General features: G+C 58.2%; 20 protein-coding genes. 11 read left to right on the forward strand and 9 right to left on the reverse strand.

Translation table 11 applies throughout. From position 1 onward, the window contains the following. Positions 1 to 562: 562 nt before the first annotated feature. Complete coding sequence (locus IDH45_RS32905) at positions 563 to 1,768, forward strand: MFS transporter (RefSeq protein ID WP_190932396.1); 1,206 nt, start codon at positions 563 to 565, stop codon at positions 1,766 to 1,768. 45 nt (positions 1,769 to 1,813) lie between these two features. Here the strand turns inward: IDH45_RS32905 and IDH45_RS32910 are convergent, their stop codons facing one another. Beyond that, complete coding sequence (locus IDH45_RS32910) at positions 1,814 to 2,776, reverse strand: EamA family transporter (protein WP_190932397.1); 963 nt, start codon at positions 2,774 to 2,776, stop codon at positions 1,814 to 1,816. Between the two features lie 93 nt (positions 2,777 to 2,869). On the opposite strand from IDH45_RS32910, the gene pdxR reads away from it, so the two are divergent. Then, a complete protein-coding gene (gene pdxR, locus IDH45_RS32915) occupies positions 2,870 to 4,579 on the forward strand; it encodes a MocR-like pyridoxine biosynthesis transcription factor PdxR (protein ID WP_190932398.1) in 1,710 nt (569 codons plus the stop codon). Between the two features lie 960 nt (positions 4,580 to 5,539). Here pdxR and wsfD read toward each other — a convergent pair. From wsfD to IDH45_RS32930, 3 genes are read right to left on the reverse strand one after another with little or no spacing between them, the layout of a single operon-like run. Beyond that, entirely contained in the window at positions 5,540 to 6,976 is a 1,437-nt protein-coding gene (gene wsfD / locus IDH45_RS32920; protein ID WP_190932399.1) for a glycan biosynthesis hexose transferase WsfD, read from the reverse strand. After that, positions 6,973 to 7,425, reverse strand: coding sequence for a GtrA family protein (locus IDH45_RS32925; protein ID WP_223837241.1), 453 nt, complete (start codon positions 7,423 to 7,425; stop codon positions 6,973 to 6,975). Before IDH45_RS32925 ends, wsfD begins: the two co-directional genes overlap by 4 nt. Next, a complete protein-coding gene (locus IDH45_RS32930; protein WP_190932400.1) occupies positions 7,422 to 8,486 on the reverse strand; it encodes a glycosyltransferase family 2 protein in 1,065 nt (354 codons plus the stop codon). Before IDH45_RS32930 ends, IDH45_RS32925 begins: the two co-directional genes overlap by 4 nt. 551 nt (positions 8,487 to 9,037) lie before the next feature. Between IDH45_RS32930 and IDH45_RS32935 the strand changes: the two genes are divergently transcribed. After that, positions 9,038 to 9,910 carry a stalk domain-containing protein gene (locus tag IDH45_RS32935; protein ID WP_190932401.1) on the forward strand — a complete coding sequence of 291 codons (873 nt, stop codon included), beginning with the start codon at positions 9,038 to 9,040 and terminating at the stop codon, positions 9,908 to 9,910. A 131-nt stretch (positions 9,911 to 10,041) separates the two neighbouring features. On the opposite strand, the gene IDH45_RS32940 is transcribed toward IDH45_RS32935, so the two are convergent. Further along, positions 10,042 to 10,416 (reverse strand): hypothetical protein, encoded by a 375-nt coding sequence (locus IDH45_RS32940; protein ID WP_190932402.1) that lies wholly within the window; start codon positions 10,414 to 10,416, stop codon positions 10,042 to 10,044. A gap of 62 nt (positions 10,417 to 10,478) precedes the next feature. Between IDH45_RS32940 and IDH45_RS32945 the strand changes: the two genes are divergently transcribed. Further along, positions 10,479 to 11,480 carry a Gfo/Idh/MocA family protein gene (locus tag IDH45_RS32945; protein ID WP_190932403.1) on the forward strand — a complete coding sequence of 334 codons (1,002 nt, stop codon included), beginning with the start codon at positions 10,479 to 10,481 and terminating at the stop codon, positions 11,478 to 11,480. A 439-nt stretch (positions 11,481 to 11,919) separates the two neighbouring features. On the opposite strand, the gene IDH45_RS32950 is transcribed toward IDH45_RS32945, so the two are convergent. Beyond that, positions 11,920 to 12,204 (reverse strand): hypothetical protein, encoded by a 285-nt coding sequence (locus tag IDH45_RS32950; RefSeq protein WP_190932404.1) that lies wholly within the window; start codon positions 12,202 to 12,204, stop codon positions 11,920 to 11,922. A gap of 255 nt (positions 12,205 to 12,459) precedes the next feature. On the opposite strand from IDH45_RS32950, the gene IDH45_RS32955 reads away from it, so the two are divergent. The 3 genes from IDH45_RS32955 to IDH45_RS32965 are packed head-to-tail and all read left to right on the forward strand — an operon-like array spanning position 12,460 to position 17,931. Continuing rightward, the gene (locus IDH45_RS32955) at positions 12,460 to 14,385 is read left to right on the forward strand and encodes a putative thiazole-containing bacteriocin maturation protein (RefSeq protein WP_190932405.1); all 1,926 of its coding nucleotides are present in this window, start codon (positions 12,460 to 12,462) and stop codon (positions 14,383 to 14,385) included. Beyond that, entirely contained in the window at positions 14,385 to 16,328 is a 1,944-nt protein-coding gene (locus tag IDH45_RS32960) for a TOMM precursor leader peptide-binding protein (protein WP_190932406.1), read from the forward strand. Before IDH45_RS32955 ends, IDH45_RS32960 begins: the two co-directional genes overlap by 1 nt. 28 nt (positions 16,329 to 16,356) lie before the next feature. Further along, positions 16,357 to 17,931 (forward strand): SagB family peptide dehydrogenase, encoded by a 1,575-nt coding sequence (locus IDH45_RS32965; RefSeq protein ID WP_190932407.1) that lies wholly within the window; start codon positions 16,357 to 16,359, stop codon positions 17,929 to 17,931. 108 nt (positions 17,932 to 18,039) lie between these two features. On the opposite strand, the gene IDH45_RS32970 is transcribed toward IDH45_RS32965, so the two are convergent. Then, on the reverse strand, positions 18,040 to 18,144 hold the full coding sequence (locus IDH45_RS32970) for a sporulation protein YjcZ (RefSeq protein ID WP_190932408.1): 105 nt from the start codon (positions 18,142 to 18,144) through the stop codon (positions 18,040 to 18,042). Between the two features lie 180 nt (positions 18,145 to 18,324). On the opposite strand from IDH45_RS32970, the gene IDH45_RS32975 reads away from it, so the two are divergent. Continuing rightward, complete coding sequence (locus IDH45_RS32975) at positions 18,325 to 20,289, forward strand: TOMM precursor leader peptide-binding protein (protein WP_190932409.1); 1,965 nt, start codon at positions 18,325 to 18,327, stop codon at positions 20,287 to 20,289. Between the two features lie 219 nt (positions 20,290 to 20,508). On the opposite strand, the gene IDH45_RS32980 is transcribed toward IDH45_RS32975, so the two are convergent. Together IDH45_RS32980 and IDH45_RS32985 are read right to left on the reverse strand one after the other, a co-directional pair. Next, positions 20,509 to 20,901 (reverse strand): hypothetical protein, encoded by a 393-nt coding sequence (locus IDH45_RS32980; protein ID WP_190932410.1) that lies wholly within the window; start codon positions 20,899 to 20,901, stop codon positions 20,509 to 20,511. Between the two features lie 211 nt (positions 20,902 to 21,112). Further along, positions 21,113 to 21,454, reverse strand: coding sequence for a DNA-directed RNA polymerase subunit alpha C-terminal domain-containing protein (locus IDH45_RS32985; protein ID WP_190932411.1), 342 nt, complete (start codon positions 21,452 to 21,454; stop codon positions 21,113 to 21,115). A 237-nt stretch (positions 21,455 to 21,691) separates the two neighbouring features. On the opposite strand from IDH45_RS32985, the gene IDH45_RS32990 reads away from it, so the two are divergent. From IDH45_RS32990 to IDH45_RS33000, 3 genes are all read left to right on the forward strand, one after another. Then, positions 21,692 to 22,351, forward strand: coding sequence for an adenylate kinase (locus IDH45_RS32990; protein ID WP_190932412.1), 660 nt, complete (start codon positions 21,692 to 21,694; stop codon positions 22,349 to 22,351). A gap of 411 nt (positions 22,352 to 22,762) precedes the next feature. Continuing rightward, entirely contained in the window at positions 22,763 to 24,634 is a 1,872-nt protein-coding gene (locus IDH45_RS32995) for a phosphodiester glycosidase family protein (protein WP_190932413.1), read from the forward strand. Further along, positions 24,579 to 25,289, forward strand: coding sequence for a hypothetical protein (locus IDH45_RS33000; RefSeq protein ID WP_190932414.1), 711 nt, complete (start codon positions 24,579 to 24,581; stop codon positions 25,287 to 25,289). Before IDH45_RS32995 ends, IDH45_RS33000 begins: the two co-directional genes overlap by 56 nt. Positions 25,290 to 26,028: the final 739 nt, after the last annotated feature.

Below are 26,028 nucleotides of genomic sequence, written 5' to 3' on the forward strand. Positions count from 1 at the left end.
TTTGGGTGATGTGTTCTAGACAAACACCATTCTACCAAAGATTTGGAGCCCTTTTCACGTTTTTAGAGAGTCGTACTTTCGAAATTTAGGATAAAAAAACAGAGAAGAAGGGCTAGTAATAAACTACTAATCGTTTTTTTTGAATAAATAGGTTTCATTTTCTTTCTCCTTCCAATAGATTATTATCTTGCAATATCCTCTTCAAACAAATAAATCAAATTATTCATCACCTCCCTTCAAAGTAATTTTTTTGAATTGACATTCATTCATAGACTCTATCCTTGCAGACAGGTCTATAAATGTTGTCTCTTCCCGAAAAGGGAAATAACAATATTGAATCTCAATACTTTCAGTTACTCCTTTTGTCTTTCAATAAGATAACACCTGAAACACTTCTAGGTTGTTGAAGAAATTGAAAAAATTTCATGTAACATAATTGGAATTTGGGAGAGAGGACCCGTTTTTTCTGTTGACTTGATCTGCGATCGTGCTATAATCGCATAATCTCAGTAGCCGTTATGATTCGATTCGGCCGTGAAGATCAACTTGGGAGATGAACAGCATGGCAAGAACGGCGAACCAGGCAGCACCCGTCTCAAAAACCGTATTTCCGATCCTGTTCGCCATCAGTATCGTCCATCTGCTGAACGATACGATGCAGTCGACGGTATCTGCACTTTTCCCTATATTGAAAGAATCGCTCAGCTTGTCCTACAGTCAGATCGGCTGGATCGCCTTCGCGATGAATATTACGGCGTCGGTTTTGCAGCCGATCGTCGGCTCGTATGCGGACATTCGGCCGCGCCCGTACATTTTGCCCGCCGGGGTCGTCTTTACGCTGGCCGGTATCGTCTCGCTGGCGATGGCCCCGAACTTTACGACCATTTTGCTGGCGGTTATTCTGATGGGGATCGGATCGGCCATCTTCCACCCGGAATCGTCCCGGGTCGCTTATCTTGCGGCGGGAGGGAAGAGGGGCCTCGCCCAGTCGATCTTTCAGGTAGGGGGCAACATCGGCAGCTCGCTCGGTCCGATTATGACGGCCGTTCTGTTCGTCCCGCTCGGCCAGTTCGGCGTGATCTGGTTCGCCTTTGCAGCGTTGGCGGGAATCGCCATCCAGTATTATGTCGCAGGATGGTACAAACAGATGCAGGCGGCTCCCAGGCCGTCATCGAAGCGTAGAGCTGCAGGCGAGCGGAGCATGGAGCTGAGCCGGTTCCAGGTCGTGTCCGCGGTCCTGATTTTAGTTTTTCTCGTATTTTCGAAGTATGTGTATATGTCGAGCATTACGAGCTTTTTCTCGTTTTATTTGATCGACGGCTTCGGGGTTACGGTCGAGCATGCGCAGCTGTTTCTGTTCGCCTTTTTGTTTGCGGCAGCTGCCGGAACGTTTTTTGGCGGACCGCTCGCCGACCGGTACGGGAGAAGGAACATGATCTGGTTGTCGATTTTCGGCACGGCGCCGTTTTCGATTTTGCTGCCTTATGCGGACCTGTTCTGGGCGTGCATCTTGGTGGCTTGCGCCGGATTCGTCCTGTCGTCGGCATTTTCGATCATCGTCGTGTATGCGCAGGAGCTGCTTCCCGGCAATGTGGGACTCGTATCGGGGTTGTTTTTTGGCCTCGCCTTCGGTCTTGGCGGACTCGGATCGGTCGTTCTCGGCTGGATTGCCGATGCCACCAGCATCGCTTATATTATGAAGCTGTGCGCGTATTTGCCGTTGCTCGGCGTACTGGCGGTTTTTCTTCCGAAGGACCGGAAGGATTGAGCCTGGGTGGAGCCGGTAAGGGGAAAAAGAGAAGGAAAGGACCGGTCAAGGGCCGGTCCTCATGGTGGAAGGGGAAGGGTTGTTTCGGGCTGGCCGGGGCAGCCCTTCTGTTGGTTTCGCGGACAGCAGCACGGTGGAGGCTACGATGAGCACCGCTCCCGCCGTTTGCCACAAGCCGAACGGCTTCATCAGCCACAGGACGGTCGTAATCACGGCCGCCAGCGGCTCCATGCCGGAGAGGATGCCCGCCTCGGTCGGGCTTAAATATTTCAGACTGGCTGCACATAACGTAAAGGCGCAAGCCGTTCCGAATACGATGACACATCCGATCAAGACGATCGAGAGGGCATCGTACTCGCCCGCCGGAAGCCAAGCGGTACCCGGAAGCGGCAGCGAGACGCCGCCGTACACCACACCTCCGATCAGCATCCCCCAGCCGCTGCACAACAGCGCTCCCCAGCGGTCCAGCAGGCGGACGGGATACACCGTATAGAAGGCAAAAGCAAATGCTGTAGCGATCCCCCACAACACCCCGGCTTTCGAGAAAACGGCCTCTCCGAAGACGCCGTTCGTCAAGACGAGGACGATCCCCGCCAGTGCGATCAGAAACGACGACCATTCCGTCAAGAAGGGCGGCCGCCTGTTTTTCCATGCTATATAAACCGCTATGAGGGCGGGGCCGAGAAATTGAAATAAGGTTGCCGTTACGGCGCTCCCGTTCTCCACCGTCTGCATAAAAGAAAACTGCATGCCGAGTATGCCGCCGATCCCGTATGCAACGATGCCGCTTCGCGAGGAACGATCCTTCCAAATCGCCCACAGGTCGTGTCCCCGCAGCCTCAGATAGAGGAGAAGCAGCAGACCGGACGGGATAAGCCTCAGCGGGACGAGTCCCCCCAGGTCGAAGCTGCGATTCGTATGTAACCATTCCAGCACTGTACCCCCGATTCCGAAAAAAGCCGAACCGAGCAAGATAGCCGCGAGTCCGAATGCGCGTTTATTAGTCATTGCCGCCGACATGAAATGTTCCACGCTTTCTGCTTGATTTCCTGATTCCATCCGAGTATAACGGAAAGTGATACCGTAGAGAAGCACCAGAATTTGATTAATGGATGGTATCAGATGGAGGAGTGGACGATGATTGGACTAACTCCCGTTTTCATAACGAAAGGGGCCGGCCCGCTTCACCGGCAGCTGTACCGGTATATCCGGAGCGAGATCGAAACCGGCGCGATCCGGCCTCATGCGAAGCTGCCGTCCAAACGCAGCTTGTCCGCTCATTTGAAAATCAGCCAAAATACCGTACATGCCGCCTATCAGCAGCTTGTCGCGGAAGGATATATCGTCGCGCGCCCGCGCAGCGGTTATTATGCCGGCGAGATCGGGATGTCGGGGGGCAGTGGAGCGCAGGCGGTGGAGCGTCGTCCTGCGGCCCCGCCGGAGGAGACCGGGAAGAAGCAGGCGGCGCCGGATATATCGTTCGATCACGCGGCGGTGGATATTGCGGCTTTCCCGTTCGGCGCCTGGCGGAGACTGTATCGGGAAGTGCTGTCGGCGGACCGGACCGATCTGGCGACTTTGGGTGATTCGCGGGGAGACCCCGGGCTGCGGCGGGAGCTGTCGCGGTATTTGTATCAAGCGCGGGGCGTTGTCTGCTCGCCGGAGCAAATCGTCGTAGGCGCCGGCACGCAAACGCTTCTGATGCTGCTCGTCCAGCTGCTCGGACTCTGGAGCAGCTATGCGATGGAGAATCCGGGTTATTCGCGGGTACGCCATCTGTTCGAAGCGATGGGCGTCGAGCCGGCCTTCGTGCCGCTCGACCGATACGGGCTAGCCGTCGACGCGTTAAGGAAGTCGGATGCGGATATCGTGTACGTGACGCCTTCGCATCAGTTTCCGATGGGCATGGTGATGCCGATCGCGCGAAGAACGGAGCTGCTGCGGTGGGCGGAGGAGAAGGATGGCCGGTATGTGATCGAGGACGACTACGACAGCGAGTTTCGTTATGCGGGCATGCCGATTCCCGCGCTGCAGGGGCTCGGCGGCGGCAAGGTCGTGTATGTGGGGACGTTGTCGAAGGCGCTGATGCCATCGCTGCGGCTCGGCTATATGGTGCTACCGCACGCTCTGCTTGAGAGATACAAGGAACGGCTGACTTTTTATCCGCAGTCGGTGTCGCGGGTGGATCAACTGGTGATGGAGCGGTTTATCCGGGACGGACATTGGGCGAAGCATCTTCAGAAGATGCGAATCACCTACGGCCGGAAAAAGGAAGCGCTGGTCGCCGCGCTGAAGACGACCTTCGCGGAGGACGTCCGCTTCGTCGGAGAGGAAGCGGGACTGCACGTCGCAGCCGCGTTTGCCGGCAAGCTGCGGGAGGCGGAGCGGATCGAGCTGGCGCGCCGGGCCGGGGTCGTCGTGCACCCGGCGTCGGTTCATTATGCGCCGGGTACGGATGTAAGCGCGAGCATGGGTGCGGATGCGGAGATTGCGGTTACGGGGGCGAGTACGAGGATGGGTGGCAGTGCGGATGCGGGTGGAAGTACGGGTGCGGATGCGAGTAGAGATACGGCTGTGAGTATGAGTACAGGTACGAGTGCGGATACGGTTGTGAGCATGAGTACGGGGACGAGTACGGATACGGCTGTGAGCATGAGTACGGGGACGAGTACGGAGACGGTTGTGAGCATGAGTACGGCACCGAATATCAGCGCTTCCGTGCTGCTGCTTGGCTTCGCCAATTTGAGCGAAGGGCAGATTGCAGCGGGCGTTTCCCGGTTGAAGGAAGCGTGGGGGGGCTGCGGGCGTTGAGTAGGCCGGCAGGATGAACGAGATGAGAGGGCAAGAGCAGGAGAGGGAAGTCAAGGGCGGAGAGGCAATAGCGAAAAAGGCAATAGCGGTCAAGTGGTGGGATCGCGGTGCGATCAAAGTGGAATCGTAGTACGCGGGCCGGCCCAGTTGAGGCCAGCTTAGTCCGGCTGGACTGGGTTGGGAACGGACAGGCCGGGTCCGTAGGATGACGGAATGACTGAACCGGGCTGGCCCGGGGTGAGAAGGTGGATAAGAGATGATTGCAGCTCTTATTAAGCGCCAACCCGCCGTTTGAGAGAAAATAAGAGCTGATTGGACCTCTTAATTCTGACGAATTGGGCGAAAACGCAGCGAAGGCGGGGGAATAAGAGCTGCAAATCGCTCTTATTAAGCGCCAACCCGCAGATTGAGCGAAAATAAGAGCTGCTGGGGCCTCTTATTTCCGACGAACTAGGCGAAAACGCAGCAAAGGCGGGCGAATAAGAACTGCAAATCGCTCTTACTAGGCGCCAACCTGCCGTTTGCGCGAAAATAAGAGCTGTTAGAGAGGCTGTCGATTCAATGTGGACCACCAAGTGGAAAGGGAAAAGATTACCTTTTGGCGAGTTTTGTCTGGAATCCCCTACCTTACAATCCTTATTCAATCAAGGGATTTAGGACAACCTGTTTGAGCAGAAGAAGGTAACTTTTCAATTGGAACGACCTGCTATCACTTCTACACAATGAATCGACAGCCTCGTTAGAGCCGCTTATTCGCTGCGAACTAGGCGGAAGCGTCTCAACCTGCCCCAGATCGCTCTGACAACGCATCAAACCGCCGCGCCGTCTTCTGACACTAGCTTAAAGACAAGTGTGCCTACACCACTCCTGCGTAACCATACCAAGGGCCGCCAAGCCCGTACCTTCCAACTGGAAGAGACAGGCCGGTGGCTCTCACTGGTGCGGCGGTAAAAAACCAGATTACCGCGACGTCCTGCCCCCGGCTAGTCCCACGAGCCGGTAAACGATCCACAGCACGCTGGAGGCGAACATGATATCGAAGCAGACGTTAAACAGGAACAGATGCTTGCTCAGATCGGCTTCCCCATCGCCGATAATTGGGATGAGAAACGAGATCAGGCCGACGAGGCCGACGAGAGCGAACGTTTCCGTATATATTTTGCCCCCGAGCGAGGCTGCCCTTCGGCGTTCCAGCGCGATCACCGCGTAATAGACCAGGCAGAACGGGATCAGAAACCACAGCGTGTTCGGCAGCACGTTTTTTTTCCATTCGCTCCACCAGTCGAACTTGGCCGAGACGGCGCCTCTCGACATGCCCTCGCCTTTCTCGTACGTGCCGAGGTAATACGGCCGGATTGTCATCCCGTTTTGCGCGGCCACCTCCAGCTTGGCCATCAGCCGGCCGGGATGCTTCAAGTAAAACAGCGCGATTTTCCCATGGCTGATCCGGTCGTAAAACTTCTCGTACATCACCGGGTCTCGCTGCGGAATCGCCGTCTCCTCAAAAAAGTTCGTCCCGGCCAAAACGGCCAGCTCCTTCGGAATGCCGAGCTCCTCCAGATCCTGCTCGGGCGTAGGCGAATCTTTCAGAACGCCGTAAAACACCGTCTGGTACATATTGATTTCCTTTAGCTGCTTCGGCGCCAGCACGTACATCGCCAGCGAGCCGATGGCCAGAAAAGCGGAGAAGCCGATGACCGTCTTGCGCCATGCCCCGTCGCTGCGCATCCGCAGGAAACGCAGGCCGAGCAAGGCGATCAGCACGCCTACCGGAGCGTTTTGCACCTTCGAGCCGGTCAGCAATATCGCACAGACGAAAAACAAGATCAGCAGCCTTCGTGTGGGATGTTCGCTTGAAGAAAGGCCGAGCGCCAGCCCGACGGTCAGCAACAGAAAGACGTACGAGATCGGCTCGCCGAACAGCGAGTTAAAGTAGCCGATATAGCCGACATCGGCGAACATGAACACAAGTACCAAGCCAAGCGCAATGCGGGCAATGAGCGGCCAGGCGCGGTGATAGCGCATCATCACCCCGAACGCGGCAAGCAGCAGCGCCGAGTACACGATCGCCATCGAGCGCATATCGAACACGGTTGTACTGAAAACGAGCCGGTTCAGCCAGGTCGCCAGAATGACGAATGGAACCTGAGTCGAAGCGTAGCCGCCGATCCCGAGAGGAACAAGTTTGAACTCCCGGATAAAATGGCCGAAATATTTATCCTCGTACAACAGATTCGGATCTAAATAATCCAATCCGACCGACGTCATAATGCGCAGAAAATCCCCGTTGTCGGCGATTCCCACGATTGGCTTCACGAACAAAACATAAATGAACACGGCGACAGCGGCCGCCATCGTCCCAAGCGATACAGGCGATATGCCGGATGCCCGCCTCATGACGATTCACCTGCCCGCTGCGCAACCGTCCCGGACGGCCGGAACGTAAAAATTTTATGTCCCAGGTAGTTCATGATGGTATACAGCCCTGTGCCGAACAAAGCGGACAAGTTTTCCAGCAGCTTGGCCGAGAACCCCGGAAATACGGCAGCCAGCAGCCGGCCGCCGGCGAGCCCGGCCCCGTAGGATAGACCGTAACAGATGAATGTGATTAGGAAATACTTCCACAGGCTGCTGCGTATGCTCGTATTCGAACGGAAAGTAAACCGTTTATTCAGAAAGTAGCTGACCACCGCTCCGATCGTATTGCCGAGAAAGGTCGAAGCCCAATAACCGGCATGGACCACATTCAGAAAAAAGGCGATGGAGGACAGGCCGACAATCGTATTCAGCACGCCTACGAGCAGGAAACGGAGAAACGTGCGATCCACAAGCGCCGTCAGCTTCATGACCGCATCCCCAGCCCGTGCCCAAGATCGGAAGGACGGGGCTCGTCCGACGCCGCCAAAGGCGAAGTCCGGTTATCCGACTCTGACTCTGACTCCGACGCGGCGTGCAGGTCTTTGTCGACGATGTAGAGCGGCCGGCGCTTGACTTCTTTGTAGATTTTGCCGATATATTCGCCGATCAGCCCGAGACTGATGAGCTGGATGCCGCCGATAAACCAGAGCGACAGCATCAGCGAGGTCCAGCCGGTGACGGTATTGCCGGCCAGTTTCTGGATGACGGAATACAGTGCGGCGACGACGCTGATCAGGAACAGGATGAAGCCTGCGGCCGTCACGAGACGGATCGGTGTCACGCTGAGCGACGTAATGCCATCCCAGGCGAAGGCGAGCATCTTTTTCAGCGGATATTTGGATTCTCCGGCGAACCGTTCCTTCCGGTCGAAATAAACCCGCGTCGTGTTGAAGCCGATCATTGGCACGATGCCGCGCAGAAACAGATTGACTTCCTTGAACCGCTCGAGCTGCTCAAGCGCCCGCTTGCTCATCAGCCGGTAGTCGGCATGGTTGTATTCGATGTCGGCGCCCATTTTGCGCATCAGTTTGTAGAACGTCTGAGCGGTGCTGCGCTTGAAGGCGGTGTCGGTTTCGCGGCTTTGCCGGATGCCGTAGACGATGTCGAACCCTTCATGGTACTTGATCATAAACTCGCGGATCACTTCCGGATCGTCCTGCAGGTCCGCATCGATCGAGACGGCGCAGTCGACCCGGTTTCGGGCCCGGTTCAGTCCGGCGAGCAGCGCGTTCTGGTGACCGACGTTGCGGGCAAGCTTCAGGCCGGATACTCTCGGATTCGAGCTCCGGTACTTTTCGATCAGCTCCCAGGTCCGGTCCCGGCTTCCGTCGTCGACAAACAGCATAAAGCTTCCGTCCGCGATCAGTTTCTCGCGTACCAGCCGCTCCAGCATCCGGGTAAGCTGCGATACGGTCTCGGGCAGCACTTCTTCTTCGTTATAGCAAGGTACGACGATGCCAAGTACGGGTAAATGCCCTTGCTTTTCCATACGTATTTCCTCCAGCCATCCAATTTTTACTATTCTCTCTATGTAGGGGGACGTTCATACCTTCGGGACAAATCCCCCCTATTATTGACGCCGAAAGGGAGGTGAAAGTTCCAAGGAGACATGTATACATTACAACATTTGGCGTTTTTGCGAAACAGGTTGCCGGTGTGAAACATTCGGAAAAGCTTAGAAACCGGAGGAAGCTATCGTTTGAAAAAAATACCGCTCTTCGCAGAAGAAGAGGAGGCCGTTCGGAACGAGGGCTGACAACGAATGACGTGAAAGGAGGGTCGGCGAAGGGAGAAAAAACGGTTCACGCGCCCTATCGGCTGCAGTCGGGAGGATGCAGGCGGATGGATGGCTACGCTGAGACGGACAACAATCGCCAGGTTTTTCTAGTCGTTTCCAGTTCGGTCCCTATTGTTTGCGTTCCTTGCATCTTTAACCGGATGGGCGGCCGCTTGATCGAATTTCGGGTTCTCATGCAACTTCTGCCCGATTTCGGCGTATTTACATAAGTTGGAAAACAAATGAAAGGGGGAATATCTTCCATGTTCGAACGATTTGCCGCCGTCATCCTGGTTGTCGGATTACTGCTTCTGTTCACGCCCGTGCATGCAGAGCAACAGGCGCAGCCCAAGCTGATGCTGAACGGAAACGCGATCGAATTCGAGGTTCAGCCGGTGACTGTCGAAGGGATTACGCTCGTTCCGCTTCGCCACCTGTTGGAGGAGCTTGGAGCCACGGTCGAATGGAATCAAGAAATGAAAGCCTTTAAAGCGACCCGGGGAGATCGCGTCCTCCAGTACAAAATCGGGGATGCGGCGGCGTACCGAGATGAGGAGATGATCGTGCTGCCCGTTCCGGGGCAAGTAGTCGGGGGCCATACGCTGATGCCGGTTCGCTTCGTAGCGGAAGCGCTTGGCGCGGAGGTGGGATGGGAAAGCTACACCCGGACGATTCTCATCAGTTCGCGTTCCAAACGGCCCGGGGTCGTAAGCAAAGTGGCGGATGGCGCTGCTGTAGAGGTCCTGCCGATCGGAGAGCAGCACCCGGCAGCGGAAACGGTCCGGCTCATCGGCGTGAACATCCCGGCACCAGGCGGAGAAGGCAGTGAGCAGAGCTTGCAGCTCGGCAAGGCGGCCGCCGGCTCCATCCTGGAACAACTTGAAGGGAAAACGGTCGGTATCGAGATCGATGCGACAAAGCGGGATTCGGAAGACCGCATCCCCGCTTACCTTTATCTCGACGACGGGACGATGGTTAACGCCATGCTGATCGCCGAAGGTTACGCGATAACGGAAGCCGTTCCGCCGGACTTACGCTGGAGGGAGCTGTTCCAATCGCTGCAATCGGATGCCCGGATGAACGGACGCGGCATCTGGAAGCAAGAGGCGACGGCTTTACCGGTATCGCCGATTTGAAGCGCCGCCCGCTTTTTTAGGCTCCGATGAGAGATAAGCAGGTTTCAACAAAGCTGATCCTTCTGCTCACGAGAACAGCCAGCCTCTCTTACTCCGAGCACTAGATATGCGGAAAGGCTTCGAGCAGCCGATTAAATGCTTATCTTAACCCGAATATCCTGCTGCTGCTTCCATTCGAATTCTTCCCCCAGCTCAAACGTATTCAGCTCCAGCACGAGGTCCAGCTCCGGGTTTCGGGGCTCGGGGAACCGGCCGCTGTTATCCGCCCAGCAGGCGAACAGCTCCGCTTCTTCGCCGGGTTCCAGATGCCGGTTCAAATAGGCAAACAGCTCGGTTACACATTTTTTGCCCGTCGCATAAGAGGTCGGAGCGCGTTCCCGAAGCTCCCTGCTGATCCGGTAAGAGCCCAAGTTCGGGTCGGCGTGATAGCTGTCGCGGGATCGATCGTATTTTTGCGAATTGTGTTGATAGCGCCCGGGTTTACTTTTATAATATTCATAGAACATGGTTCCCTATAAAAGAACGATGCCCGCCGAATCAAGCTGGCCGGCAGAACGGAGATGCTCCTATGAAGCAGCGCATCGGATTTATCGGATCGGGTAATTTTACCGATAAGCATCAGAAGCTGTTAGCCCGTATGGACGGTGTAGAGGTGGTAGGCTTTTGCGGCAAAAGCATGGAACGGGCGGAGCAAGCGGCGCGTAATTGGCCGAACGCCAAGGCGTACCGGACCGCCGAACAGATGATGGACTCGGCGGGACTGGATGCATTGTATATCTGTATCCCTCCTATGGCGCACGGGGATATGGAACGCAGCGCGGCTGAACGCGGAATTCCATTTCTGGTCGAAAAGCCGCTCGGAATTGACCCTGCTCCGCTCCGACCGGTGCGGGACCTCGTCGTCCGCAGCCAGCTCGTAACATCCGTCGGCTACAACTGGCGTTATCTCGATTCCGTTATCAGAGCGCGCGAGCTGCTGCAGCAAGCGACGACCGGTCTGGCTCTCGGCTACTGGATGGGGACGATGCCGAAGACGCCTTGGTGGAGACGGATGCAAGGCTCGGGCGGCCAGTTCATGGAGCAGAGCACGCATGTGGTCGACCTGGTCCGTTATTTGTGCGGCGAGATTACCGAAGTGTATGCGGTCTACGGGAACGTGCATGTCCATCGTACACTGGAAGATATGGATGTGCCGGATGTTGGAACCGTCACGATGAAGCTTGCGGGCGGCATAGCGGCGACGATCTCCAACACGTGCATGCTCCCCAGGGGGCATACGAACGGGCTGGATATGTACACAAGCGAAGGCGTACTGGAAATCCGCTTCTCCGGGCTGAAGGAAATCGGCCGGGACCGTACGACCGAATACCGGAACTTGACGGACCCTTACGTTCAGGAGAACACCGCGTTCCTGCACGCGGTGCGGACCGGAGACCGGTCGCTGATCCGTTCCGATTACGCGGATGCGTTCCGCACGTTCGAAGCGACGGCCGCCGCCAACGTGTCTGCGAGAGAGAGACGTCCCGTCCGGTTGAACGGATCGGATGGCGATCTGCAGCAGGAGTCCTGATTCAGAGGGGCGCGACCACCCCCTAAGCAACGGTCCTCATGAAGACTGCCGAGCCCATCGGTAGTCTTTTTTTCAACGTCTCGGAGGAAAAGAAAAGGTCCATGGAGTGCTAGGGCCCAAAAAATCCGAAATAGGGGCTGCCAGGTTGTTTATCGGGGAAAAGTTTCATTTGGTCATCTAGAAGCTAATGGGTGGAAAGGGCTTTATGTTGATGAGCCGGCAAGCAGCGGCGGGCGTTTGAACGGAAGCGAGTTAACTGGAGAGATTGCCGGGTCGTTCGCCCAAAAATGGGCTTTTTCATCAGGAACAAGAGCGGACGCTTCCCCATAAATTGAATCATCACTCACAAGCGATCCCCAAACGTTTCGCATCAGCAATCGGAATTCAACATAACGGAGGTACTGACACAATGAATGAATTCAAAAATGAGCTTGAGCAGCTAAGCGTTTCCCAGTTTCAGACCGGTCAGGTGACACCCTGGAATCAGCAATACCCGTATCAGCCGGGGCAACCTTATCAAGCGGGACATCCGTATCAGCCGGGGCCGTATCCGGCCGATCCATCCCGGCTGTGCGTCGGGTTCGGCGGGTTTTGCGTCGGGTTTTGCATCGGCTTTTGCGGTGGTTTCTGCGGGGGCTTTTGCGGCGGTTTCTGCAATAATTGCGGAGGCTTCTGTCATAACTGCGCCGGAAACTGCCATCACCGCTGCCGTTAATTCCACCAAGTCATCACACCCGCAGGAATTTGCTCCAAACCAGGGGAAAGACCGTTTACAGCCATTTACAGGCTAAAGCGGTCTTTTTTTTAATCCTTACACGCCGGAACAGTGAAGTTCTTCCCCGTAGTAGGGCGGACGAGGGGGCCCCTTGCTTATCGAATCCGCTCTGTTTGCGAATTCAACTCATGAGGGACAAATAGGTCTACATAAGATGACAGAGAACGGGTATTACCGCCTAATGGATAGCCGGGGGGGAATGGAATGAACCAATTGACGCAAGCGGCGCGACTGAAAATAAAGGGAGATACGTTTTATCTCCCTGATCCTGACGGAGGCGTATATTTCCGCAATAACGTCGGCACCTTCCGCATGGAGGGCGAGATGATGGACCGGTGGATCGAGAAGCTATTCCCGATGTTTAACGGGGAGCATACGCTTGAGGAACTGACGGACGGGCTGTCCGCTCCTTACACGGAACGGGTATATGCGATCGCCGAGGCGTTGTTCCGCAATGGCTTTGCCCGGGATGTCAGCTTAGACCGGCCCTGTCTGCTGCCGGAGGCGATTGTGGAGCGATACGGCTCGCAGATTGCTTTTTTGGACAGTTTCGGCCCTTCCGGGGCGTACCGGTTCGAGCGTTACCGCGAGGCCCGGGTATTGGCGGTGGGCTCGGGTCCTTTTGTCTTATCGCTCGTGTCCGCCTTGCTCGAGTCCGGGCTTCCCAAGTTTCGCGTAATCCTTACGGACGCGGTCCCGACGAACCGGAGCCGGTTGAACGAGCTGGTGCGGCACGCCTATCAAGCGGATGCGGAGGTGGAGGTGCAGGAGCTCGCTTGGCCGGGCAGCGGGGAAGCCGCTTGGCGGGAGCTGGTGCGGCCGTTCCAAGCCGTCATGTACGTGTCTCCGGACGGCGACATCGGGGAAGTGCGAACACTTCAATCGGTCTGCAGAGAGGAGGGGAAACGGCTGTTCCCGGCGATGTTCCTGCACCAGGCGGGCGTGGCGGGTCCGCTCGTCGCGCCGGATGCCGAGGTGACCTGGGAGTCGGCCTGGCGCCGCCTGCACCGGACGGAAATTCACAAAGATCCGGAGCTGCACGCGTTCTCGCCTACGGCAGCGGCGATGCTGGCGAACGTGCTCGTGTTCGAACATTTGAAGACCGTTACGGAAACCGGGGAATCCGGACTGAGAAATGGGCTGTATGTGCTCAATCTGGAGACGCTTGAAGGCAGCTGGCATCAAGTGCTGCCGCATCCTTCGGCGGACGCGGGCGCGGGCGCGCAATTAGCGCCAGAATGGATTCCGGAGGCGGAGGCGAGGCTGGTAGATGCATCTGCAGGAGGCGGAACGAACGGGCTGCTCCATTATTTCAATCAGCTGACTTCGAAGCAGACGGGGATCTTCCACGCTTGGGAGGAAGCGGATCTGCGCCAGCTCCCGCTCTCGCAATGTCTCGTTCAAGCGGCCGATCCGCTGGGCGATGGACCTGCCGGACTGCTGCCGGAGACGGTATGCAGCGGATTTACTCATGAGGAAGCGCGGCGGGAGTCGGGATTGGCCGGGCTTGAGGCGTATGTGTCGAGGCTGGCAATCGGCCGCCTGGGCGAGGCCGCCGGTGTCGGAGCGGGGGCGACGGCTGCGGAAGCCGCTGCCCGGGGAATCCAGTCGTGTTTGGACGGACAGCTGGCCAAGCGGAATGCAGGGGCGGCCCCCGTTGTCACTCCGCTGCAGTTGGGCGCTGTGGAGGATGAACGGTGCCGCTTTTACTTGCAGGCTCTGACGATCATGCGGGGGATGCCGATAGTCGGTTTGGGAGAAGAGTTGTTCGGATTACCGGTCGTATGGGTCGGTACAGGCGGCCGCTGGTACGGCAGCGCGGGATTGAATCTGACCCGGGCGTTGCGTAAAGCGCTGCAGGGGGCGCTGATGAACGGGCAAAATGAAGCCGGCAGGGGGGCTGCCCAAACGGTGGAAGCTTCGTCGATTGTGCAGGGCGGAGGAACGTACGGCCCCGTGGCGATCCCGGCAAGCGGGGAAGTCGCTACGCCGGCCAATGTGCGGGACGCTCTGCATATGCTGCGAAGGAACGGCAAGCAGCTCCATCTGGCGGATCTGGCGGCGGAGCCTTTTCTGAAACAAATGCCGGGAGTTGTGCTAGGCGTTGCGCTGCGGGAGGTGAAGCCTTGATGAACCGGGTCGTTGCTGTTGTAGGGGAAGGGTTATTGGCCGATATGGCGGGCAGGGAGCTGGCGGACGTATGCGAGCTTGTACGGCTGCCGGGGCTCGGCGCGGGGGTGCCGGCGGAGACGAGCCTTGCGCTGGTGCTGCACGACGCCTGGCCTCCTTCCGTCCATCGCGAGGCGGAACAGGCTATGCAGGCGGCGGGCATTCCGTGGCTGCGGGGGTTCGTGGCCTTCGGCGAAGGCCGGATCGGGCCGCTCGTCCGGCCGGGAACCGCCGGCTGCTCCGGATGTGCGGACACCCGCATCCTGATGGCGGGACGCGACCGGAAGGAGACGTGGAGGCTGCAGCAGCTTCTCGACAAGTCCGGCGGCATCGCGCGCGATGGTTGGGCTTCGCGAACGGGGCTGCACCAGATGGCGCAGCTGATTGCCGCGGAAACTCGGAGCGTGCTGGAGGGCGCATGTTCCCGGCTGGAAGAACGGGTGTTCGGTATCGACATGAAGTCGCTGGGCGCCTCCGTCCACGTCATCCTGCCGGACCCGGAATGTCCGGTTTGCGGCAACGTGCCGGACGACACGGAAGAGGCGGCCCGGATCGTGCTGCGGCCCAGCCCGAAGACAAGTCCGAACAGCTACCGCAGCCGTTCGCTGGCCGACTTGAGGCAGGTTTTGACGACCGATTATCTGGATTACAGGACCGGCCTTCTGAACAGCAAACGGATGGACTTCCTGTCGCCGTTCGCCGATGCGAGCGTCACCTTGCCGATGTTCGGCCACGACGAGGCGACGGCGGGGCGGACGCATTCGTATGCGGACAGCGAGCTGGCGGCTATTTTGGAAGGCCTGGAGCGCTATTGCGGGATGGCTCCCCGCGGCAAGCGGACCGTGATCCGGGACAGCTACCGCAATTTGGCGGATCAGGCGCTGAACCCTGCCGCCGTCGGATTGTACGGCAAGGAGCAATACGGGCAGCCCGGTTTCCCGTTTACTCCGTTTGATCCGGACCAGCCGATCGATTGGGTTTGGGGGTATTCGTTTTTGCAGGAAAGACCGGTTCGCGTGCCGCAGCAGCTTGCCTATTACAGCTCGAGCTGCGGACAAGGGTTCGTCTATGAGACGTCCAACGGCTGCGCGCTGGGCGGCAGCCTCGAGGAGGCTGTTTTTTACGGCATAATGGAGGTGGTGGAGCGCGATTTGTTTCTGATGACCTGGTATGCGCAGCTGCCGCTTCCGCGTCTGGACCCCTACTCCGCCGGCGACCGGGAGCTCGAGCTGATGATAGGCCGGCTGCAGGCGGTGGCGGACTTCGAGCTGCATCTGTACAATGCGACGATGGAGAACGGAATACCCGGCATCTGGGCCATCGCGAAAAATCAAAAACTGAAAGGGATTCATCTGATTTGTGCGGCGGCGGCCCATCCGGATCCGGTGCGTGCGGTGAAGGGCGCCCTCCATGAGTTGTCCGGGATGATGCTGACGCTGGATGAGAAGATCGAAGCGAACCGTTCGGCGTACGAGAACATGCTGCACGATTCGGCGCTCGTGCGGACGATGGATGACCATTCGATGGTATACAGTTTGCCGGAGGCCGAGAAGCGGCTTCACTTCCTGCTCGGAGGCGACCGGCCGCTGCGCACGTTCGCGGAGGAATTCAGGCGTCCCCCTGCCCGCGCCGACCTGACCGACGATCTGAAGGACGTGCTTCATACGTTTCGCGAGCTGGGTATGGATGTGATCGTGGTGGACCAGACGGCTCCGGAGCTGAGACGCAACGGACTGCACTGTGTCAAGGTGCTTATACCGGGGATGCTACCGATGACGTTCGGCCACCATCTGATCCGCGTGGAGGGGCTGGAGAGGGTGCTGAACGTTCCGGCGAAGCTCGGTTACGCCAAGCAGCCGCTCCGAAAAGAGCAGCTCAACGTGCATCCGCATCCGTTCCCGTAGCCGGTCCGATGAGGGAGGAGGGATAGGGATGAGTCTGGAAGCTTATCTGCGCAATCTCCATGCGAGTCCTCGCGAGTCCGGATCGTCCGGCTGGCAAGTGGACTGGGAGGATGCCCCGTTCAAATATAAGCTGTACCGGGGCTTGCCGGCCGTGCCGTTATGTGCGGAAGTGCCTCTTGCTCTCGCCGGACGGAGCGCGCCCGCCTCTCCCGATCTGACGAGCGTCGGGCATATGCTGTGGTACATGTACGGATTGACGCAGCTCAGTCAGGTATGCGTTCCCGGATCGATGAATCCGGGATTGAATTCCATGCACCTGCACCGCCGGTTCGTTCCTTCGGGCGGTGGGCTGTATCCGAACGAGCTTTATGTGTATTTGAAAATCGACGGCGCTCCGGACGGGGTCTATCATTACGATGCCGCCCATCACCGGCTTCTCCTGCTTCGCCGGGGCAACTTTGATCCGTATATGGAGCGTGCTTTGGGCAACCGCTGCAAGATGCGCTCCTGCTTTGCCGCAATTTTCATATCGACCGTGTTCTGGAAAAATTATTACAAGTACAATCAATTGGCCTATCGGCTGCAAGGGCTGGACACCGGCGCGCTGATCGGGCAAACGCTCGAAGTGGCGGACCGGTTCGGCTTCGCATGCGGGCTGTATTATCAGTTTCTGGACCGGGCGGTTCATCGTCTGCTCGGGGTAGCGGGCGAGGAAGAGAGCGTGTATGCGATCATTCCGCTCTCCACGGAGCCGGCGGACGGCTGGTTTCTGGACGGAGGGCGGGCCGAAAGCGATGTCCGGGCGGCCGAGCTGGACCGGGAGCTGGACCCCATCCGCCCCGTGGTTTTGGAGCGATCGCGAAATAAAAAGCCTTACCCGATGCTGGTCCGCATGAACGAAGCGTCCATGCTGGAGCGTTCGGGCGTTTTCCGGCAGGTTGCGCCGGAGCCGCAGGCGGACAGCGCACTGCGGGCGGTTTATTTGCCCCGTACCGGCGTTCTGGTAGGCGATCTGGCCGACAAGTGCCGCCGCCGGCAGTCGCCGGAAGCCGGCTTCGTGATGAGCCGCCCGCCGGGGGCACGGGTTGGCGGGATGCTGCAGGAAGCTGCCGACCGCCGGTTCCGCAGCGATCTGGATGCAGCTCCCGGCGTTCCCGCTTCGCGCGTTCAGCTGTACGGCTGTTTCACCCATGTCGAGGGCGTGCCAGACGGAGCTTACCGCTACGATCCGGACGTACACGCGCTGCGGCGGCTCAACCCCGGAGATCACCGGGCTGATCTGCAGCGGGGTATGTATCTGGATAACGTCAATTTATTTCAAGTGCCGATCTGTCTGCACGTGGCGGGTCCGCAACATTTCTACAAGGCTGAGTTAGGCTACCGCGGCTACCGGATTCAGCAGATGGAGGCGGGCTTGCTCGTGCAGCGGCTGCTGCTGGCGGCGTCTTCGCTCGGCATGGGCGGGCGCCCGCTGCTCGGATTCGACAGCGCTACCTGCGATGCCCTCTACCGGTTCGCTCCGCAAGGCGAGACGTGCCTCATTCAGCTCCCTGTCGGATCCTATCGCCCCAGCGCCCGTCTGGAGGGAGGGCTGCGCACTTGAGCGGGCGGGCGCCCGCACCTCTGCCTTCCGTCGCCGAAAAGCAAAGCAAGCTGACGCCGCACGAGCGCCAGCTTGCCGCTTTGGGCACCCCCCGGGTGCCGATCGAGACTAGATGAACGCTCTCGATACGATAACGAGCAGGATGAACAGGACGAGGATCACACCCGTGCTGGTAAAGCCGCCTCCGCAGCTAAAGCCTCCGATACCGGACATATTAGTTTCACCGCCTTTTTCTTCTTGATCACTACAACGACATAGTATGTGTGCAAATCCATATGGTATGGACGTATGCCCTATACGATCGGTGCAGCCTCTTGCATTCGTTCTGTTTTTCTTCCGGATTCGGTTCGCTCTTCATCTTCGGCGCAGGCCGCTGCAACAGGAGGATTTCGCTTGAAACATACCGTGCCGGTTGTCGGCAAAGGGATATTAGCGGATTTGGTAGGCAGAGAATTATCGGGCTCCGGCCCATTCGAGGTGATCCGGCAGACCGGTTTATCCGCGGACATCCCGGGTGCGGCGAAGCTCGCAGTAGTGGTGTACGACGGCGGATACGCCGACGATTATGAGGACGCGGAGGAAGTGCTGGGACGGACCGGCGTTCCTTGGCTGCGCGGATTTGCCGTGGATGACGAAGGGTTCGCAGGCCCGCTCGTGCGTCCGGGAACGGCGGGCTGCTCCAGGTGCGCCGATCAGCGGCGGCTCTTGATCGGACGCCGGCCTGAACGGCGGGACTATGCAGCGTTGATCGAAGGCGCTGCTTCCGGAGGCGGCATGCTGGCTGCGGGACCGCCGCCGCTGGCCGGGTTATGGCAGACCGCCCATATCCTTGCCGGGGAAATCCGGAACGTGCTGCTGGGGAAGCGCTCCCGCTTGCAGGAGCATATGGCGATCGTTAACCTGAATACGCTCGAGAGCTCGCTTCACCGCTTCCTGCCGGACCCGTTATGTCCGGCCTGCGGCCGTCTTCCCGCTGATTCGCAGGAGGCCGCCGCTCTTGTACTGCAGCCCAGACCGAAAGCTCATGCGGACAGCTATCGAAGCCGCAGGCTGGAGGATATGCGGGATCTGCTCCTTTCCTATGTGGATTCGCGGCTCGGACTGATTAACGAGAAAGTGTATGACACCGACTCGGTGTTTGCCTCGGTACGAATGAGCCTTCCGTCGTTCGCGCTCGGGAGCGAGATATCCGCCGGGCGAAGCCATTCCTTCGCGTCCAGCGAATTAACCGCCGTGCTGGAAGCTTTGGAGCGGAACTGCGGCCAAGGACCGCGCGGCAAACGGACGGTCGTGCGCGACAGCTACAACCATCTGGCCGATCAGGCGCTTAATCCGGTCCGGGTCGGCTTGTTTTCGGCGGAGCAGTACGCACTGACCGATTTTCCGTTCGAGCCGTACGAGGCGGACGCCCCGATGGACTGGGTATGGGGGTATTCCTTTCTGCTGGAACGTCCGATTCTTGTCCCGGAATCACTCGCCTATTACAGCTTGAACTACGGGGGCGGATTCGTCTACGAAGGGTCCAACGGCTGTGCGATCGGGGGGAGTCTGGAGGAAGTGATCCTGCATGGTGTATTGGAGGTCGTGGAGCGCGACTCGTTTCTGCTGACCTGGTATGCCAGGCTGCCGCTTCCCCGGCTGGACCCCGGCTCCGGCGACGCGGAGCTGCAACTGATGGTAGCCCGGCTGCGCGCGGTGGCCGGTTACGAAGTATCGCTCTACAACATGACGATGGAGAACGGCATTCCTGCGATTTGGGCGGTGGCGAGAACCATCGCTTCGGGGGAGGCGAAGCTGAACCTTCTGTGCGCGGCAGGAGCGCACCCGGACCCGCTGCGGGCGGCGAAAAGCGCCGTACACGAGCTGGCGGGCATGCTGTTTCAGTTGCAGGACGTTTTTGCGGAAGCTCGCGAGGAAGCGGAGCGGATGGTTGCGGACCCGTCGCTAGTCACGCATATGATGCACCATGTCCTGCTGTACGGATTGCCCCAAGCGGAGGAGCGTCTACAATATCTGCTCGCCCCGGATCGTCCCCTGCAGACGTTTCGGGAACAGTTCGGCGATGGTGCGACAGCCTCCCGCGCCGATTTGACCGGCGATCTGCTGGATCTGGTCCGGCGGTTTCGCCGCTTGGGGCTCGATGTCATCGTGATCGACCAGACTTCGCCGGAAACGGAGCGCAGCGGCTTGTTTTGCGTCAAGGTGCTCATCCCCGGGATGCTGCCGATGACGTTCGGCTATCAGCTGAGCCGGGTAGCCGGGCTGGAGCGGGTCTATCAGGTGCCGGTCCGGCTGGGGTACGCGGATCGGCCGCTTACGAAGGAACAGCTGAACCCGCATCCGCACCCGTTTATATGAGCCGATTCATCTATCGCAAGGCAGGAAACTAGCAGGCGTCCGGTAAATAGTAGAAGGAATGCCGGGGATCGGCAAACGGCGCTCCGCCCTCCCCACGGCAAAGAGGGGAGAGCGGCAGCTGCGGAAGCCATATGGACAAGCTCGTCTCGAACGATACGAACCCTGCTGTAGGGGAGGCATATTCTCGGAGGCAAGCATAGCTGCGGGCGGCAGACGTCTTCACTCCAGCCGCAAAATCCTTTGCAGGCTGGCAGCCGATGTTTTTCTTAATTTGTAGACGGTTCCGGATTCTCCCACCTTGGCAATTTCGCCGAACGATTGCTTCGGGAGCAGCCATAAATAGTACTCCTCGTGATCGAGAACGAATTTGTACGCAGGAGGCGCCATCTTGGCTACGCCCGGCTGTTTGTTGGCGAATCGGACGGCGTAGGTGAAGGCGCGTATCGTTTGTTTATCTTTGAAAATGATTTCGTTGTTCAACTGTTCCGGGTTCATTTGCACCAGCGAGTAGACGACAACTTCACTGCCCGTTACTCGGAACATGTACAGCAAAGCGCCGATGAGAACAACGACAGCGGTACACCCAGCGATGATTCTGGCCTTCCGGCTCATGGCACCCCTCCTGTTATTGAGATCGCTTACTCTTAGACGCAGGTAAACTTCCGGATGTTGCAGAATTGGAGTTTTGTGGATGGTGTCGTGCTGCCGAAGGGGAGGGGGTGGAGGAAATAGGGGGGATAGGGGGAACGCGTGCTCGGAAAACACGGAAAACGGACACGGAAGCAGGTTCAGGCTCCGCCCGCCTCCCACATACCGTATCCGGTTAGTTCGGTTGCGCCTTATGGTTCTCTGAGATTCCGTAGGGGCTTCGGAGAAGAATGTCGGTCCGTCTGGAGGCGCGCTCCAATAAGTCCAGCAGCGATTGCCTTGATTTGTCGCCCATGCCTTTTATTTTGTTTAGCTGGATTTCGTTCATGTCGAGAACGTCGCCGAGCGATTGATAACCGCTGGAATGAAGCGTATGGACAATTTTCAGAAGCAAAGGCCGGTAATCGTCTTCGCGGGCCAGCGATAAGAGGCAGTACAAGTCGAGCTTCCGGCATTCTTCCGCTACAACAGGGATAAATTGCTTCAGTGGCACACGCCTGGTGGCGATCGTGTTCATATCCGCTCAACTCCCTACCAAGATTTTAGGTTGCCCCGGCGGAAATATCCGCGACAAGGCCGCTGCTGTCGTATACATGGAAGAGTATGTAACTCATTGTACCGCCGATAGTAGAGAGAGAATGTGATATTTGTCACACCGGGAACGGTAAAAGTTTTCCAGTATAAGGAGGAGAGGTTCCAGCTTCAGGTTACACGCTTCTGTGAAAATTCCATGGTCGGAGAGGAAGGATACCGAATGATTATTTTACTGCTTGGGCTGCCGGGCGCCGGAAAAGGGACGCAGGCGAAACGGATTGCGGATTATTTGCGGATTCCGCATATTTCAACAGGGGACTTGTTTAGAAAAGCGGCGCAGGAGCGGACGGAGCTTGGTCTGCAGGCTCGCGAATATATGGAAAAGGGGGAGCTGGTGCCGGACGGGGTGACGATCGGATTAGCGGTTAAACGATTGGCCCGGGCCGACTGCGAAAAAGGATTTCTGCTGGACGGTTTTCCCCGAAACGTTATTCAAGCCGAGGCGCTGGATCAATATTTGGCATCCCGTTTCATGCGCATCGACCGTGTGATTGATGTTGCGGTGGACGAGACGCTTTTGCTGGAACGGCTGACGGGACGCAGGGTGTGCTCGGGGTGCGGCGTTTCGTATCACACCATCCATCAACCTCCCAAAAACGCCGATTGCTGCGACTTGTGCGAGGCACGGTTGATTCATCGCGAAGACGATCAGGAATCGACGGTTCTAGAGCGGCTGCGTATCAATAAAGACCTTACCGACAGTTTGGCAGGATATTACAAAGCGGCAGAAATCTTGCGGACGGTTGACGGATCGCAGGAGATCGGCGCTGTATCGAATGAGATCCTGGAATGCCTGGACATCCGGTCTGATGGAAAGTGAAGGATTGCGGAGAAGGGCGGCTGCATCGCTCCCGGAAGGCGTGGTGAGCTGGCCGCCGGCATCATTATAGCAAGGGGCAAGGGCTGTTCTACAAGTCATTTTGCGATTTTTGGAGTCCCGTTTAGAACTGCTTTTTTATGAGAAAAAGGACCTTGAGCTCCCCTTTACAGCGGAATTTGAGGTCCTTTCGTTTGGAAATGAGGACGTTCCCGTGTCAGGCGAACCTTCTGGGGGACACGTCTCTCTCGTTGCCCAGCAGCAAGCTTCTCCGACAAGCTACTCTCCGGGCGTTCCAAGAGCCAAAAAGGATTTGCCAAACTTCAGCGGCTCCCTTATGATAGATTAATCAAATCATTTTATAAACCGAATTGATTATATAGAATTTTTGAAACCGATTGAGGGATGAATGGGATGAATCACGCGCGGAATGTACGGGAATGGGTCGTCAAGCAGGAGGAGTCTTACCAGGTGGCGCCGGGCGTTTATCATACGAGTCGCGAGCTGGGAGGACTGGACCTGCAGCTGTCCGTGCAAATGACGGAGGTGGACGTGTCCGATCCTTATCTGCGTCTGGAGGCGTATTCGTCCGGAGGCGGGGTCACCGGTCTCGAGACGGTCGGGGAGATGCTGCGTCAGTTGGAAGCCGGGGGCAAACGGATTGTCGCCGGATACAACGGGGATTTTTTCAGCTATGCCGGCGTTCCGTCCGGGCTGCAAGTGACGAATGGAGAGGCGGTTACGTCACCGCAGACGACGAAAGTGCTGATGGCCGTCAAGAGGGACGGCACGGCTAATCTTCATGAAGCGGTCCCGATGGAGATGACGGTAACCGGGGAGGACGGGGTAGCCGTGCGCGTAGACATGCTGAACCGGGCTTGGGGTTCTTCCGGCCGGGATCAGGCGGTACTGTATAATTTCCGGTACGGCAAATCGACCCGAACGTCCGGCGATCAAGTCGAGGCGGTTATTGCCGTCGAAGGAGGGAATGGAGCGATTTTGCCGGGCAGGACGGTATCCGGTACGGTCGTACAGGTTGCGGCAGCGCCCGATACGGCGATCGGGGAAGGGCAACTGGTGCTCTCGGCCGCCGGAGTGAAGGCGGAGTGGGTGGGCAGACACCTTGTTCCGGGTATGAGGGTGCGGCTGGATGTGTCGTTCGGTTCGGACATCGACGGAGCGATCCAGGTCGTATCGGGAAGCTCAACGCTGGGCTGCGTTCTGCTGAGGGACGGCGAAGTGCCTTCCGGGCTGCTCGACCCGGCGATCCGCCACAACAGCGATCGCCACCCCCGCACGATCATTGCGGTGAAGCGGGGGAAGCTGTACCTGTTCTCGGCAGACGGGCGGCAGGCCGGACATTCCGACGGGATTACGCTGGCGGAGAGCGGCTATTACATGCAATCGCTCGGCATGGAGCAGGCCATTAATGTAGACGGCGGCGGCTCGACCACTTGTTATGTGCGCAGGCCCGGTGAGGAGCGCGCCGTTTTGTGCAACCGGCCGTCTGACGGATTCGAAAGGGCGGTCGGCAATGCGATCGCCATCGCAAGCACGGCTCCGGCCGGTGAACTGAAGGAGCTCGTGATGCTGCCGGGGCAGAAAGTCCGAGTTTTGGCGGGCGGCATTGTCCCGTTTGCCGTTAAAGGACGGGACGCTTACGGCAATGCGGTTGCGATCCGGCAGGAGGAGCTGCTCTGGGAGTTGGGCGGGGAGATCGGCTGTCTGGACGAGGCGGGGGTGTTCACAGCGGGATACACGGACACTAGCGGCTGGGTCTCGGTTAGGTGCGGGGACATCAGGCAGAGGACCGACATTTCCGTGTTATGCGCGGTCTCCCGGCTGCAGCTGGAACCGTCTCCGCTTGTGATAGAACCGGGCGGCGTCCGGCCGTTACGGGCGTATGCTTACGACGCGATGGACGAGCGGATCTGGCTCTCGCCGGAGCAGCTCGTCTGGACGGTGGAAGGCGGAGCCGGTTATGTGACGGCGGAAGGGATCTTTCACACTGCAGGGCAGCTCGGACAAGGAGTCGTCTCGGCTTCTTATAAGGAAGCCAAGGTCGAGGCCGCGATCCGGGTCGGGCTTCTGCCTGATATAATCGCCGATTTTGAGCAGTTGGACGGTATAACCGCTAGCGGGGTGAACGCCGTTGAAGGTTCGGTTTCGCTCGTTCGCGCCGCTCGCCCCCAGCCGGTGCGGTACGGCACCTTTTCCGGAAAGCTGACCTATGATTTCACGGACTGTAAAGGTGTATCGGAAAGCGGTCATCCGGTTGACCGGTGAAGACAGTGAAGACGGCGGTGACGGGGATGGCGGCGTTGGCAGAGAAGGACGCCGTATCGGCGGTGCTCCCTGGCGGTTCGGCGTCTGGGTGTGTGGGGACGCGAAGGGGCATATGCTGCGGCTTAACATGACCGATGCCGAGGGGGGCCTATATCGCCTGAACATGACCGGAGACGAAGGAGTGTACTGGAAAGGGTGGAAGTACGTGCATGCCGGCGTTCCCGGGACGGTCGTATTTCCTGTGAGGGTACGCTCGTTGTCCCTGGTCCAAGCGGAAGCCGCCCGGAAGACGGCGGGTACGATTTATCTGGATCATTTTAGAGCGGAGTATATGGACTTGAACGAAGACGTGGAGGGCCCGCTTATCGAACCGCTGTCTCCCGCTCCGGAGGAGGCGTGTCTGGAACGCAGGCCGGCAATCTGCGCGGCGGTCGCGGACGAAGGAAGCGGCGTTCATCCGTCGACGATCCGGATGTGGCTGGACGGCATGGTTGTGGATCACCGGTACGATCCGCTGTCGGGGCGTGTTCGGTTCGTACCGGACACGGACTTGGCCGAGGGCGAGCACCGGCTCGTCGTCGAAGCGGCCGACAATAACGGGACCGCAGCCGTGCCGCCCGTCTCCTGGACGTTTAGGATCGGGCGGGACGCGTAGCGGGGCGTTTCGCGCTAGCGGACAGGCGGGGGCGTTTAGGCGGGGAGGCTGGGCCGGAGCGACTGGGCGGGTCGGCGGTGCGTTCAGAATGGAGCGCCAGTGCAGTCGACTGAGCGGAGAATGGAGCGGCAAGGAGAGTCTGCGGTAACCGTGTGGTTTGGAGCGGCAAAGCGAGTTAGCGGTGTCGTGCAGATTGGAGTGACAAGGCGAGTCTGCGGTGCTGTGCAGATTGGAGTGACAAGGCGGGTTGACTGAGCCGGGAGATCGGAGTGACTGGACGGAGCAGTTGCGCCTGGCGCCCGGCAAGTTGGTCTCGGATTTCCACGGACCACGAAGGGTGCGGCCGTTAAAGCACAGTTTGGGACGATACTTTTCAGACTGCCGCTTGTTTCGTTGGAGCAGGAAGAAGTTATGAGCGGGTTCGCACCGCTCAGCTCAGTGCTAAGCGCCTAGCGCAAGGTGTTTCGCTGCTTGACGGCGGCCGGTTGATCGAACGCACACTTTCGCCAACAGATAAGAGTCTCTGGGAGCTTCTATTTCGGCAAAAAGGCTCTCCCTGCACGAAATAGGAGCGATTTGGGATTTGGGACTCTTAATTCTTTAGTTATTGCTTCCGGACGCCGTTACTGCAGAAAATAAGGGTCCCTGGAAGTAACTACTTAGGTACCTCAAAAAAGATGGTTTGAATGATGGGAAATTTGTGTAATGAAAAGTAATGGAACTATTTTTTAATAGGAGC

Origin of the sequence: Paenibacillus oceani (genome assembly GCF_014705615.1) — a bacterium.
Taxonomy (GTDB): Bacteria; Bacillota; Bacilli; order Paenibacillales; family NBRC-103111; genus Paenibacillus_AB; species Paenibacillus_AB oceani.